General features: G+C 75.3%; 8 protein-coding genes and 1 tRNA gene. 2 read left to right on the forward strand and 7 right to left on the reverse strand.

What is annotated here, in order from left to right:
• Nucleotides 1-5: 5 nt before the first annotated feature.
• The 3 genes from ACH4K4_RS10525 to ACH4K4_RS10535 all read right to left on the reverse strand — a co-directional run bounded on the left by ACH4K4_RS10525 (nucleotide 6) and on the right by ACH4K4_RS10535 (nucleotide 4384).
• Nucleotides 6-647 carry an IclR family transcriptional regulator gene (locus ACH4K4_RS10525; RefSeq protein ID WP_398032602.1) on the reverse strand — a complete coding sequence of 214 codons (642 nt, stop codon included), beginning with the start codon at nucleotides 645-647 and terminating at the stop codon, nucleotides 6-8.
• Between the two features lie 365 nt (nucleotides 648-1012).
• The gene (locus tag ACH4K4_RS10530; RefSeq protein WP_360136234.1) at nucleotides 1013-2809 is read right to left on the reverse strand and encodes a DEAD/DEAH box helicase; all 1797 of its coding nucleotides are present in this window, start codon (nucleotides 2807-2809) and stop codon (nucleotides 1013-1015) included.
• A gap of 42 nt (nucleotides 2810-2851) precedes the next feature.
• Complete coding sequence (locus ACH4K4_RS10535; RefSeq protein WP_398166256.1) at nucleotides 2852-4384, reverse strand: MFS transporter; 1533 nt, start codon at nucleotides 4382-4384, stop codon at nucleotides 2852-2854.
• Nucleotides 4385-4526: 142 nt separating this feature from the next.
• On the opposite strand from ACH4K4_RS10535, the gene ACH4K4_RS10540 reads away from it, so the two are divergent.
• Both ACH4K4_RS10540 and ACH4K4_RS10545 read left to right on the forward strand, forming a co-directional pair.
• Nucleotides 4527-5390, forward strand: coding sequence for an alpha/beta fold hydrolase (locus ACH4K4_RS10540; protein WP_398166258.1), 864 nt, complete (start codon nucleotides 4527-4529; stop codon nucleotides 5388-5390).
• A gap of 115 nt (nucleotides 5391-5505) precedes the next feature.
• Nucleotides 5506-5577 (forward strand) — tRNA-Cys (locus ACH4K4_RS10545).
• Between the two features lie 64 nt (nucleotides 5578-5641).
• Here ACH4K4_RS10545 and ACH4K4_RS10550 read toward each other — a convergent pair.
• From ACH4K4_RS10550 to ACH4K4_RS10565, 4 genes are all read right to left on the reverse strand, one after another.
• Complete coding sequence (locus ACH4K4_RS10550) at nucleotides 5642-7969, reverse strand: xanthine dehydrogenase family protein molybdopterin-binding subunit (protein ID WP_398166259.1); 2328 nt, start codon at nucleotides 7967-7969, stop codon at nucleotides 5642-5644.
• Nucleotides 7966-10062, reverse strand: a complete 2097-nt coding sequence (locus tag ACH4K4_RS10555; protein ID WP_398166261.1) for a (2Fe-2S)-binding protein — start codon at nucleotides 10060-10062, stop codon at nucleotides 7966-7968. Before ACH4K4_RS10555 ends, ACH4K4_RS10550 begins: the two co-directional genes overlap by 4 nt.
• Entirely contained in the window at nucleotides 10059-10955 is an 897-nt protein-coding gene (locus tag ACH4K4_RS10560; protein ID WP_360136242.1) for an FAD binding domain-containing protein, read from the reverse strand. Before ACH4K4_RS10560 ends, ACH4K4_RS10555 begins: the two co-directional genes overlap by 4 nt.
• A gap of 362 nt (nucleotides 10956-11317) precedes the next feature.
• A complete protein-coding gene (locus tag ACH4K4_RS10565) occupies nucleotides 11318-12997 on the reverse strand; it encodes a beta-N-acetylhexosaminidase (RefSeq protein ID WP_398166263.1) in 1680 nt (559 codons plus the stop codon).
• Nucleotides 12998-13004: the final 7 nt, after the last annotated feature.

The following is a 13004-nucleotide window of genomic DNA, read 5'->3' on the forward strand; positions in this document are numbered from 1 at the left end:
CCGTCTCAGCGCAGCGCCTCGGACACCTCGCGGGCCGCCTCGACGACGCGCGGCCCGACCCGGTCGGGCACCGTGTCCGCGAGCATCACCACACCGACGCTGCCCTCGATGCCGCTCACGCCGAGCAGCGGCGCCGCGGCCCCGCTCGCGCCCGCCTCCAACTCGCCGTGGGTCAGGGCCAGCCCGGCGTCCTCGATACGGCCCTGGCGGGCCTGGAGTATCGCCCGCCCGGCCGCGCCCCGGTCCAGCGGATGCCGGAAGCCCGCGCGGTAGGCGACGTGGTAGTCGGTCCAGGACGGCTCGACGACGGCCACGGCGAGCGCCTCGGTGCCGTCCACCAGTGTCAGGTGGGCGGTGGCCCCGATGTCCTCGGCCAGCGAGCGCAGCGCGGGCAGCGCCGCTTCGCGCACCAGCGGGTGCACCTGGCGGCCCAGCCGCAGCACGCCGAGGCCCACCCGGGCCCGGCCGCCGATGTCGCGGCGTACCAGGGCGTGCTGCTCCAGGGTGGCGAGCAGGCGGTAGACCACGGTCCGGTTGACCCCCAGCTTGGTGGACAGCTCGGTGACGGTCAGGCCGTGGTCGGTGTCGGCGAGCAGTTTGAGGACGCGCAGTCCCCGGTCGAGCGTCTGGGAGGTCTCCGCGGTCACGACGCCCCCTCCTCGGGTGAGTGGCGGCTCGTCGGCGCGGTCAGCGCTGCCGGTCCCGGGGCAGCGCGCGCAAAAGAGGCCGCCGGCCGCTTGGCACCGGCTGCGCTCCGCGGCGGCGCTGCCACGGGGCGTGTGCGTGACCGGGACAGTAGCGAGCCGGTCCGGTGAGCGGAAGAGTCCGTCCAGAATCCGGTCTTCCGTGACCGCTTTGTCCCCGTAGATCCTCCTGGTGCGACGGGGCGCCGGGGGTGCGCGGCCTTTCGGCCTGGGTCACAACACCCGCACACCCGGCCACGGACACGACGGCGGGGCAGCACACGGCCGGTCGCCGTACGCTGCCCCGCCGGACGGCCGAGGCCGTCACCTCACTTCATGCGCGTGGCCCACTCCCGCACCTTCTTGATCCGCTCGTGCAGCTGCCCGGCCGTGGCCTCCGCGCTCGGCGGGCCGCCGCACACCCGGCGCAGCTCGGTGTGGATCACGCCGTGCGGCTTGCCGCTCTGGTGCACGTACGCGCCGACCAGCGTGTTCAGCTGCTTGCGCAGCTCCAGCAACTCCTTGTGCGTGACCACCGGGCGCCGTTCGGCGGGCAGTTCCAGCAGGTCGGCCTCGGAGTCCGGCTTCTTCTTGCTGTGCGCTATCTGCCGGGCCTGCCGCTTCTGGAGCAGCATCTGCACCTGGTCGGGCTCCAGCAGTCCGGGGATGCCGAGGTAGTCCTGCTCCTCCTCGCTGCCCGAGTGCGCCTGCATGCCGAACTCGGCACCGTCGTAGAGCACCCGGTCGAAGACCGCCTCGGACTCCAGCGCCTCGAAGGAGAACTGCTCCTGCTCGCCGGTGTCCTCGTCCTGCTCCTTGTTGGCCTCGTCCATCTCCTTCTCGGACTCGGCGTACGGGTCCTCCTCGCCGTCCTTCTTCGGCTTGTCCAGGACGTGGTCGCGCTCGACCTCCATCTCGTTGGCGAAGCCGAGGAGCGAGGGGACGGTGGGCAGGAAGACGGACGCGGTCTCGCCGCGCTTGCGGGACCGTACGAAGCGGCCGACCGCCTGGGCGAAGAACAGCGGGGTGGAGATGGTGGTCGCGTACACGCCGACCGCCAGGCGCGGCACGTCGACGCCCTCGGACACCATGCGGACCGCGACCATCCACCGGTCGTCGGAGTGCGAGAAGTCGTCGATGCGCTGCGAGGCGCCGCTGTCGTCGGACAGCACGAGGGTGGCGCCCTGCCCCGTTATCTCGCGGATCAGCTTGGCGTACGCGCGGGCCTGCTCCTGGTCGGAGGCGATCACCAGCGCGCCGGCGTCCGGTATGGCCTTGCGGACCTCGGTCAGCCGCTGGTCGGCGGCCTTGAGGACCTTCGGCATCCAGTCGCCGCGCGGGTCGAGCGCGGTGCGCCACGCCTGGGACACCGCGTCCTTGGTCATCGGCTCGCCGAGCCGCGCCGCGATCTCGTCGCCGGCCTTGGTGCGCCAGCGCATGTTGCCGCTGTAGGAGAGGAAGATGACGGGGCGGACGACGCCGTCGCCCAGCGCGTTGCCGTAGCCGTACGTGTAGTCGGCGGAGCTGCGCCGGATGCCGTCGTTGCCCTCCTCGTACGTCACGAAGGGGATCGGGTTGGTGTCGGAGCGGAACGGCGTGCCGGTCAGCGCGAGCCGCCGGGTCGCCGGCTCGAACGCCTCCAGGCACGCCTCGCCCCAGGACTTGGAGTCGCCGGCGTGGTGGATCTCGTCGAGGATGACCAGCGTCTTGCGCTGCTCGATGCGGTTGCGGTGCAGCATCGGACGTACGCCGACACCCGCGTACGTGATCGCGATGCCGTGGTACTCCTTGCCGAGCGGACCCGCGCTGTACTCCGGGTCCAGCTTGATGCCTATCCGGGCGGCGGCCTCCGCCCACTGCTTCTTCAGGTGCTCGGTGGGGGCGACCACGGTCACCTGCTGCACGACGTGGTGGTGCAGCAGCCAGGAGGCGAGGGTGAGCGCGAAGGTGGTCTTGCCCGCGCCGGGGGTCGCGACCGCGAGGAAGTCGCGCGGCTGCGTCTGGATGTACCGGTCCATCGCGGACTGCTGCCAGGCGCGCAGCTTGTTCGCGGTACCCCAGGGGGCCCGTCCGGGGAAGGCCGGGGACAGGTGGTGGTTGTTGGTGGCGCTGGTGGTGGTAGTCACGGTCTCCGTCGGGCTGGCTCGGCGATCGGCAACCGCGTCAGCCTAACGCTCTCCGGGAGCGGACGGCGTGCTCGGGTGAACCGCCGGAGCCGTCTTCGCGCCACCGGCCGTGACCGTCACGAGGCCGTCACCGGCCGGCTTCAGGCGTGTGGCCACCCACGATCCGGCGACGGCCACCGCCGCCATGGTGACGAACACCGCCGCGAACGCCGCCGGCTGCCCGGATGCGGCGTTGGTCACGTCCGGGGCGGCGTGCCCGGCGACCGCGCCGCCGCCGAAGGCGCCGAACAGCAGGCCGCCGAGGCCGACGAAGACGATGTTGCCGAGGGCGTCGGAGACCTGGAGGGAGGCCGCGTTGCCGCCCGCGTCCTCGGGCCGGGACAGCTTGAGGAGCAGCACGCTGCCGCTGGAGACGTTCAGGCCGATGCCGTACCCGGCCACGGCCCACGCGGCCGCGACGGTCCAGACGGGCACGCCGCCGAGGAGGACCAGCGGCACGGCCGCGATCGCCGCCGCCATCATCAGCAGGCCGGCGCACATGATCCGCTCACGGTACGGCTCCAGGCGCGGCCGGCTCTGGGTGTACGAACCCAGCGCCCAGGTGAGGCCGCCGCCGGTCAGCGAGAGGCCGGCCAGGGTGGTGGACAGGCCGCGCTCGGTGACGAGCATCAGCGGGACGAAACTCTCGGCGGCGACCAGCGAACCGGCGGCCACGCCGCGGATGAGGACGACGGACGGCAGGCCGCGCGCGGCCCGGAAGGTGCCCTCGGGCAGCAGCCGGACCACGGCGGGCACCAGCAGGGCCAGGCCGGCGGCGGCCGGCAGGAGGGCGGCCCGGCCGCGTTCCTGGGCCGCGTACTGGAGCAGCCCGGCGCCGGCGGCCACCGCCAGGGCGAGCAGGATGCGGCGCCGGTCCACCGGCTCGTCCGCGGGGCGGGGCGGCAGCTTGCGCAGGGCGGGCAGCATGACCGTCAGCGGGAGCAGGACGAGTACGGGGATGGACAGGAAGACCCAGCGCCAGCCCAGGTGTTCGGTGACCGTCCCGGCGACGAGCGGCCCGACGATCACCGGCAGCACCCAGGCCGCCGAGAAGGCCGCCAGGACGGCGGGCCGCAGCGTCTCCGGGTAGGCCCGGCCGACCACCACGTACAGCGCGACGATGACCAGCCCGCCGCCGAGGCCCTGCACGCCGCGCCCCGCCACGAACATCCACATCTGCTGCGCCGAGCCCGCGACGACCAGACCGGCGCCGAACGTGGCGATACCGGTGAACAGCGGGACGAGCGGGCCGCCGCGGTCGCACCACTCGCCGGACAGCGCCATCGCGAACAGGCTCGCCGTGAAGTACGCGGAGAACGCGAACGCGTACAGCTCGATGCCGTCCAGGGCCTGGCCGACGGCGGGCATGGCGGTGTTCACGGCGCTCGCCTCGAAGGCGATGAGCGAGACGACGGAGATGATGCCGAGGGTGAGCGCGCGGTAGGTCCGGCCGAGGACGCCCTCGGCGGCCGGGGCGGGCGCGGGGCTCGTGAGGGGGCGGGCGTCGGAGGCTTCGCGCGGGTCCACGGCAGTCATGCGGTCAGCGTAAGAGGCGCCGGGGCCGTGCACCCCTGTCGCAGGACGGGGATCTTCTCGGCCGATGGGACTAGGGCAGCGGACAGGTACGCGGGGACGTCCGTTCCACCCGGCCCCGCGGCCCGTGCGGCAAGCTGTTCCCATGCCGTACTTCCGTAGCTACGACGACGCCGAACTGCACCACCGCGTGCTCGGCACGGACGGTTCCGGGCTGCCGCCCCTGGTGTGCCTGGCGGGCGGGCCCGGGCGGGACGCCGCGTACCTCGGGGACCTCGGCGGCCTGGCGCGGCGGCGGCAGCTGGTCGTCCCGGACGGCCGCGGCACCGGGTCCTCGCCCGCCGCGGCCGATCCGTCCCGCTACGCGTTCCCGCGGCTGGCCGAGGACTTGGAGGCGCTGCGCGCGCACCTGGGCCTGGAGCGGTTCGCGCTGCTGGCGCACGACGCGGGCGCGGCGACCGCCCAGGCGTACGCCGCTGCCTACCCGGACCGGCTGACCCGCCTGGTCCTGGTCTGCCCCGGCTCGCGGCTCCAGGGGGAACTGCCCGGCGACGCCCGGGAGATCTTCGAGTCGCGGAGCGACGAGGAGTGGTGGCCGCAGGCGTCGGCGGCGGTGCGGCGCCTGGCGGAGACCTCCGACATGGAGGAGGTGCGGGACCTGCTGCTGCGTGCCGCCCCGCTCGCCTACGGGCGCTGGGACGAGGCGCAGCGGGCCCACGCGGCGGCGGAGGGCGCCCAGTTGGGCCCGGTGCCGCGGGCCGGGTTCTGGCAGGGCGTGGACGAGCAGGCCCGGCAGGCGCTGCTGGCGGGCCTGCGCCGGGTGACGTGCCCGGTGCTGGTCGTGACCGGCGGCCGGGACGCGGTGACGGGCGTACGGGCGGGCGAGCTGGTCGCCGGGTCCTTCCCCGACGGCCGGGCGCGCACCCTGCCCGAGGCCGGCCACTACCCCTGGGTCGACGCGCCGGACCTCTTCGGCCGGGTGGTGGAGGAGTTTCTGCACGCGGCCTGAGAGACGGCCCGGGACCGGACCCGTGAACGCCGTGTTGCGACCTCGTGGCAGCCCTGCCGGGGCTCTTGCCCCTCCCCCGGTCCCCCGGCCTACTCTCGGTGCGTCGCCTCGACACGGCCGTGTGCCCGAGTGGCTCAGGGGCCGGACTGCAAATCCGGTTACGTCGGTTCGAATCCGATCACGGCCTCCGCGGAAGCGTGCAGGGCGGTCCCGTACGGGTACGGGACCGCCCTGCACCGCGTCCACGGGCCCTACTGCTGGGCCACCGCCGCCTGCGGGCGGATCGGCAGGCGCCCTATCGGGCGGCCGGTGGCGGCGCGTACGGCGGAGGCGACGGCGGCCGGGGACGTGACGACCGGGACCGCGCTGGCGGGCTTGGCGCCGAAGGGGGCGACCACGTCGCGCTCCTCGACCAGTTTGACGATGCGGATGTCCGGCACGTCCAGTGCCGTCGGCAGCACGTAGCCGGTGAGGTCGGGGTGGCGTACCCGGCCGCGGGTGGTGCGCAGGTTCTCCATCAGGGCCGCGCCGAGGCCCTGGGTGACGCCCGCCTCGATACGGGCCCGCAGCTGGCGCGGGTTCAGGACGCGGCCGACGTCCTGGGCGACGGACATCTCCACGACGCGGACGGTGCCCAGTTCGATGTCCACGTCCGCCACGCAGCGGATCGCGCAGAAGGCGAGGCCGACGAACGCGTCGCCCTGGCCGCTCTCGTCCAACGGCTCCGTCGGGTGCGGGCGGCACTGCGCGGTGGCCCACAGCTCCTTGCCGTCCAGTGCCTCCGCGACGGTGGTGCTGAGCACGCCGTCGTACGACGTGATCTTGCCGTCCTCGATCTGCAGCAGCTCGGTGGACATGCCGAACTTGTGGGCCAGCGGCTGGAGGAGCTGCGTGCGCACCATCTTGGCGGCGCGCTCGACCGCGCCGCCGGAGACCCAGGTGTGGCGGCCGTGGCAGGCGCGCCCGGCCGGCGGCTGGTCGGTGTCGACGCCGGCCACGTGCACCTCGTCGATGCCCAGCGTCTCCTGGACGATCTGCCGGGCCAGGGTGGAGAACCCGGAGCCGGTCTCCACGGCGGCGCACAGCACGGTGGCGACCGAGCCGCTGACCTTGACCGTCGCGGTGGACACCTCGTCGGCGCCCTCCGCGCCGAGCATGTGGACCATGCCGAGCGCGTAGCCGACGCCACGGCGCACCGCGGACGGCTCGCCCGCGCCCTCCAGGCCGCCGGGCAGCAGCCAGTCCTCCTCGGGGGTGTCCTTGGGGAGTTCGGGCAGCGGCTCGTCCTTGACGGCGCGCAGCAGTTCGGCGACCGGCGCGGGGCAGGTGACGGTCTGGCCGGTGGGCAGCAGGTCGCCGGTGGCCATGACGTTGCGCAGCCGCAGCTCGGCCGGGTCCATGTCCAGCTTGGCGGCGAGCTTGTCCATCTGGCCCTCGTACGCGGCGCAGACCTGCATCGCGCCCTCGCCGCGCAGGTGCCCGGACGGCGGGTTGTTCGTGCGCACCGCCCAGCCCTCCACGAAGGCGTGCGGGACGACGTACGGGCCGCAGGCGAACGAGACGGCGGCGGCCAGCGCCTCGGCCGAGGTGTCCGCGTACGCGCCCGCGTCCATCAGGATCTGCGCCTCGACCTTGACCAGCTTGCCCTCGGCGTCCGCGTGGTGGCGGTAGCGCAGCAGGGTGGGGTGGCGGTGGGCGTGGCCGAGGAAGGACTCCTCGCGGGTGGCGGCCAGCTTGACCGGGCAGCCGGTGCGCAGCGCCAGCAGCCCGAGGGAGAGCTGCATGCCCGGGTCCTCGCGGTCCGCGGTGGCGCCCGGCACGCCGGTGACGACGACCCGGACCCGCTCCGGCTCCAGCCCGAAGCAGGCGGCGGCCAGGTCGCGGTCGGTGTGCGGGTCGGTGGAGGCGGTGTAGATCTCCACGCCGCCGTCCGGGCGCGGCACCGCGAGCCCGGCCTCGGCGCCGATCGGCGCCGGGTCCTGGCGGCCGATGCGGTACAGGCCCTCGACGATGGTCTCGCCGACCACCTCGGGGTCGCCGAAGTGCAGCGGGATGTGCCGGATCAGGTTGCCGTCCGGGTGCAGCGGCTCGGCCTCGAAGGCCAGTTGCGGGTCGGTGACCGGCTCCAGCACCTCGTACTCGACGGCGATGGCGGCCGCCGCCAGCCGGGCCGTGTCGGGGTGGTCGGCGGCGACGGCGGCGATCGGCTCGCCGTGGTAGCGGACCGTGTCGTGGGCGAAGACCGGGCGGTCGGGCGTGCCCCGGCCGTGCCCGGCGTCGCCCGGCACGTCCGCGTGCGTGACGACGGCCCGCACGCCCGGCATCTCCACGGCCTGCTTGGTGTCGATGGACAGGATGCGGGCGCTCGGGTACGGGGAGCGCAGGATCGCCGCCCACAGCAGCCCCTCGGCCCACAGGTCGGAGGCGTACGGGAAGACGCCCTCCGTCTTGGCGGCCGCGTCCGCCGACGGGAGGGAGACGCCGAGACCGTGCGGCGGCGGGTCGGCGGGTCCACCGGAGCGGTCGCCCGCGGCAGGGGTCGCGGTGACGGCGCCGGCGCCCTCGGGTGTGCCGGTCATGCGGAGCCTCCGGACTGCGGGTCGGCGGGGCCCGCCTGGTGGGGGATGCGGGGGGTGCCGGGCTGCTCGGGGGACGCGGCGGCGGCCTCTTCGGCGGCCGCCGCGGCCTCGGCCCGGCTGCGGACGACCTCGTTGACCGCGTCGAGCACGCCGCGGTAGCCCGAGCAGCGGCACAGGTTGCCGCACAGCGCCTGGCGGGTCTCCAGCTCGGTGGGGGCGTGGTTGCCCTCCAGCAGGTCGTGGACGGTCATCGCCATGCCGGGGACGCAGAAGCCGCACTGCACGGCGCCCGACTCGGCGAGGGCGCACTGCACGTCGGAGGGCGCGCCGTGCTGCGCCAGTCCCTCGACCGTACGGACCTCGCTGCCCGCCGTGGTCGCCGCGGGCACCAGGCAGGACGCCACGAGCCGCCCGTCGACCTGTACGGAGCAGGCCCCGCACTCGCCCTGCGAGCAGCCGTCCTTGGCCCCGGCGAGGCCGAGCCGCTCGCGCAGCACGTACAGGAGCGACTCGCCGATCCAGGCGTCGGTGACGGGCCGGTCGGTGCCGTTGACGGTCAGCACGTAGGAGGTGTGCGGGTGTTCGTCGTACGGCTCGGCCGGTAGCTGGTCGGTGTCCGTCGCGTCTGCCGCGGCTACCGCGTCCGTTGTGTCCGCCGCGTCCGCCGTGTCGGCCGGCTCGGCGCCGGACGCCGGCGGGGCTTCGGCGGCGGGGGCTTCCGATGCCGCTGCCGCTGCCACCGGTTCGGGCTCCGGCTCCGGTTCGGGCTCCGGCGCCGCGGGGGGCTCTTCGGCTGCGGAGGGGGCGTCCGCGACGGTGGGTTCTTGACGCTCGGGCTCGGGCTCGGCCGGTGCGGTCGCGTCGGCGGGCGCGGCCTGGAGGCCGTCCTCGGCCGGGGGCGCGTCCGTGGTGCCGCCGGTGTCCGCTGCCGGAGCGCCGGTCTCCACGGCCGCGTCCGTACGCGCCTCGGCCGCCGCCTCCGCGGGCACGTCCGCAGCGCTCGGCGCGGGCTCGTGAAGGGCGGGCTCGTGGGCGGGCTCGTCACGGACAGGCCCGTCGGAGGCAGGCCCGTCGGCCACCGCCTCCACGACCGGGGCCTCGGCAACCGGGGCCTCGGCGACCGGGGCCTCGGCCTGGGCGGCGTCCCCGCCCGCCTCCGGCTGCGGTGGTACGTCGGCGTGTGCCGGCGCCTCGCTCTGCGGCTCCGGGCGGGGCTCCTCGCGCGGCGGCCACTGCGCCAGCGCGTCGGCGGGCAGCGACCAGTTGCCGGCCCCGCCGCCCAACGTGCCGCCGAGACCGGGGTCGTAGCCCGGCGTCACCTGGTCGGCGGGCCGCTGCTCCTGCGGCAGGTGGCCGGGCCCCGCGTGCTGGTCCACCGCGAAGTTCCAGTGGCCGGTCGCCGCCGGGTCGTGGCCGTAGCCCTGGCCGTGCTCGGCGTGCCCGTACCCGCCGTCGTAGCCGGAGGCCGGGTTGCGGTCATCGCCCAGGAGGTATTCGCCGGACTCCTCCAGCACCTCGTCCGGCGCGGTGGGGATCGCCCACTGCCCGGTGGTGCCGCTGCTGCCGTCGGTGCCCGCGTCCGGCCAGACCGCGTGCGCCGCGCCGTCCTGGCCGCCGTCCGCGTAGTGGCCGCCCGGCACGCCGTTGGCCGGCAGGTCGGTGGCCGGGGGAGCGTCCGTGAACGGCATCGTCCACTGCCCGGTGGCCGCCGGGTCGGTCGTCGCGGACGGGGTCGGCGGCGCGAAGGAGGACGGCGGGGTGTAGCCGTGGCCGGGCGCGGCGAGCGGGTCGGCGCCGTACCCGCCGAAGCCGCCGTGGCCGGGCGCGCCGCCGTGGCCGCCGGGCGCGCCGGCGCCGCCCTGGTGGGCGTCCGGGTAGCCGGAGTAGCCGTAACCGCCCGGGTAGGGGCCGCTGGTGAAGCCCTCCGGGAGCTGGACGAAGGCGGTGGCCTCCGACTCGTACTCGTTGCCCTGGGGCAGCGGCTCCCACCGCTGGCGGTCCTGCGGCCGCACCACCCGCAGGGGTTGGGTGTCCTCGGGGCTGTTGCGCCTGTTGGGCAGGTCGGGGCTGTCGGGACGGTCGGCGTCGCTCACGAGAGCGCCCTCCCAAGTGCTCGGCGGGCCAGGGCCGCCACCGTACGGCGCAGGTGCAGCGCGGCGGGCGGCAGGGTCTGCGGTTGCGTGCCGTCCAGCGGCGGGGGCGGATCCGGGATGCAGGCGGCGGCCACGTAGTCGCCGAAGGCGGCCAGCGCCTCGGGCACCAGGGTCCGTTCGCCGTCCCAGTCGATGATCGAGGCCACCCACTGCTCGGCCTCCAGGGGCCGCAGCGGCATGGCGGCCACCGCGCCGACCGCGCAGCGCACCCCGCGCCGCGCCGGGTCGAGCACCAGGGCCACCGAGGCGGTCGCGCGCCCGGGGCCGGTACGCCCGGTGGCCTTCAGGAAGGTCTGCGGGGCGTGCAGCAGCGGCACCCGTACGTAGCCGACGAGTTCGCCGGGGCGCAGCATCTCGCGTCCGGCCAGCAGGTGGCTGACCGGGACCTCCCGGCGGGCGCCGCCGGGCCCGGCGACGACCAGGTTCGCTTCGAGGGCCGCGAGCACCGGCAGGGTGTCGCCGGTGGGCGCCGAGGTGACGATGTTGCCGCCGAGGGTGCCCGCGTTGCGGATCTGCGGGGGGCCGGCCGCGCGGGCGGCGGCGGCGAGGCCCGGGATGAGCGCGGCGAAGTCGGGGCGGCCCATGCGGGCGAGGGTCAGGCCCGCGCCGAGCAGTGCGTGGCCGTCCTGGTACTGCCAGCCGCGGATCTCGCTGATCCGGCCGAGGCCCACCAGTCCCGCGGGCCGCAGCAGCCCGGAGTTGACGGCGGCCATCAGGTCCGTACCGCCCGCGACGGGCACGGCGGCGGGCATGGCGGCGAGCGCCGCCACGGCCTCGTCGAGCGAGGCCGGCAACGTCACCGATTGCGAAGCCTGCGGTGCGTGCGTGGTCAACCCAGCTGCCCCTTCCCCGGTGTCCCGGCTGTTCCGCTCCGCCGTACGGTACGTGCTCACGGTCCGGACGTGGCAACTCTGGCACATCTTTGCAGGCCCGCGGCGCTAGGGCCCGGCTTCGGGACGCCCCCGCACGGCAGGGGGCGTCCCGCGGACGGGACATGGCCGGTGTTCGGGATGTTCGGGACGTACGGGACGGCGTCCCGGCCGGAGCCGGAAGCCGCCCCTCGCGCGGGCGGGCGCGCCCGAGGACACCTGGTGCGACTTACCGGACATATCTCACCTCGGCTGCCTTGGCTGCGTTCCGCGGGCAACCACCGTCCCAGCAACCGGCCGCTCCGGCCGCCCGCATCCGCCCCGGCTCACACGTTTGGGGGCGACCCCTCGATCGGGCGTCCGAGCAACCCGGGGCGCCGCTGCCACGGGAGGGGGCCGCCGGGCGGCCGGTAGTCGACGCCGAGGGCGTCCAGGCGGTGGTAGTGGGCGTCCATCCGGCGGGTGAAGCCGGCGTGGTCGCGCTCCCCGGGGGGCGGCAACTGCGACCAGGCCACCTCGGCGAAGGCGGCGAGCCGCGGGAAGACCTGGTAGTCCAGGCGCTGCTGGGTCTCCATCACCTCGGTCCAGACGTTGGCCTGGGTGCCGAGGACGCGGGCGGCCTCTTCCGGCGTCAGCTGCGGCGGCACCGGCTCGAAGCGGTAGACGTCCTCCAGGGTCCGTACGTAACCGATCGGTACGGGCTCGTCGGGGCCGCCGTCCTGCCGGTGGTCCAGGTAGACCTGCTGCTCGGGGCACATGACGACGTCGTGGCCGGCGCGGGCCGCGGCGATGCCGCCCGCGTAGCCGCGCCAGGACGACACCGCGGCGCCCGGCGCGAGGCCGCCCTCCAGGATCTCGTCCCAGCCGATCAGGCGCCGCCCTCGGTCGGCGAGCCAGCGGTCGAAGTGCCGGACGAACCAGCTCTGCAGCTCGTCCTCGTCGGCGAGGCCCAGTTCCTTGATGCGGGACTGGGCGTACGGCGAGGCGCGCCACTGGTCCTTGGGGCACTCGTCGCCGCCGATGTGCACGAAGGGTGAGGGGAAGAGGGCGAGGACTTCCTCCAGCACCCCTTCGTAGAAGCGGAGGGTGTCCTCGGAGGGGGCGAGCAGGTTCGGGTTGACGCCCCAGGTGTCCCACGGCTTGAGGGAGCCGGTGTCGACGACGTCGGTGTTGCCGAGTTCCGGGTAGGCCGAGATGGCGGCCTGCGAGTGGCCCGGGATCTCGATCTCCGGGACGACGGTGATGTGCCGGGCGGCGGCGTAGGCCACGATCTCCCGGATGTCGTCCTGGGTGTAGTAGCCGCCGTGCGGCCGGTCGTCCCACAGGGGCGAGGCCCGGTGGCCGAGCTTGGTGCGCTCCCGCCACGCGCCGGCCTCGGTGAGCCGGGGGTGGCGCCGGATCTCGATCCGCCAGCCCTGGTCGTCGGTGAGGTGGAAGTGCAGGACGTTGAGTTTGTGCGCGGCGAGCAGGTCGATGTAGCGCAGCACGCCGTCCTTGGGCAGGAAGTGGCGGGCGACGTCGAGCATCATGCCGCGCCAGGCGAAGCGGGGCGCGTCCTCGATGCGTACGGCCGGTACGGACCAGTGCTGTCCGGGGCGCAGGGGCGCGCGGCGGTGCGCGTCGGGCCCGAGGAGCTGCCGCAGGGTCTGCGCGCCCCAGAACGTACCTGCCGCGCCGCCGCCGAGGAGGGTGACGCCGTCGCTGCCGGCCGACAGCCGGTAGCCCTCGGGGCCGAGCGCGTCGGCGGTCGCCGCGTCGACGCGCAGGCGGACGACGCCGCCGGTGCCGTTCCCGGTGCCGTCCCCGGTGCCGGGCGGGAGCGGCAGGCCGGTCGCGGCGCCGACGGCGCCGCGCAGCCAGGCCGCGGTGGTCTCCGTACCGGGGCCCGCGTCCAGTACGGTCCCCGGCCCGAGGAGGAACGCGCCGTCCTCCGGCCGGGTGTCGCGTGGCTGTGGTATCAGGCCGGCCTCAGTCCGGGGGCCGTCCGCCGTCTCTGCGTCGTCCATGTGCTGA

The organism is Streptomyces sp. NPDC017529, assembly GCF_044329785.1.
GTDB lineage: Bacteria > Actinomycetota > Actinomycetes > Streptomycetales > Streptomycetaceae > Streptomyces.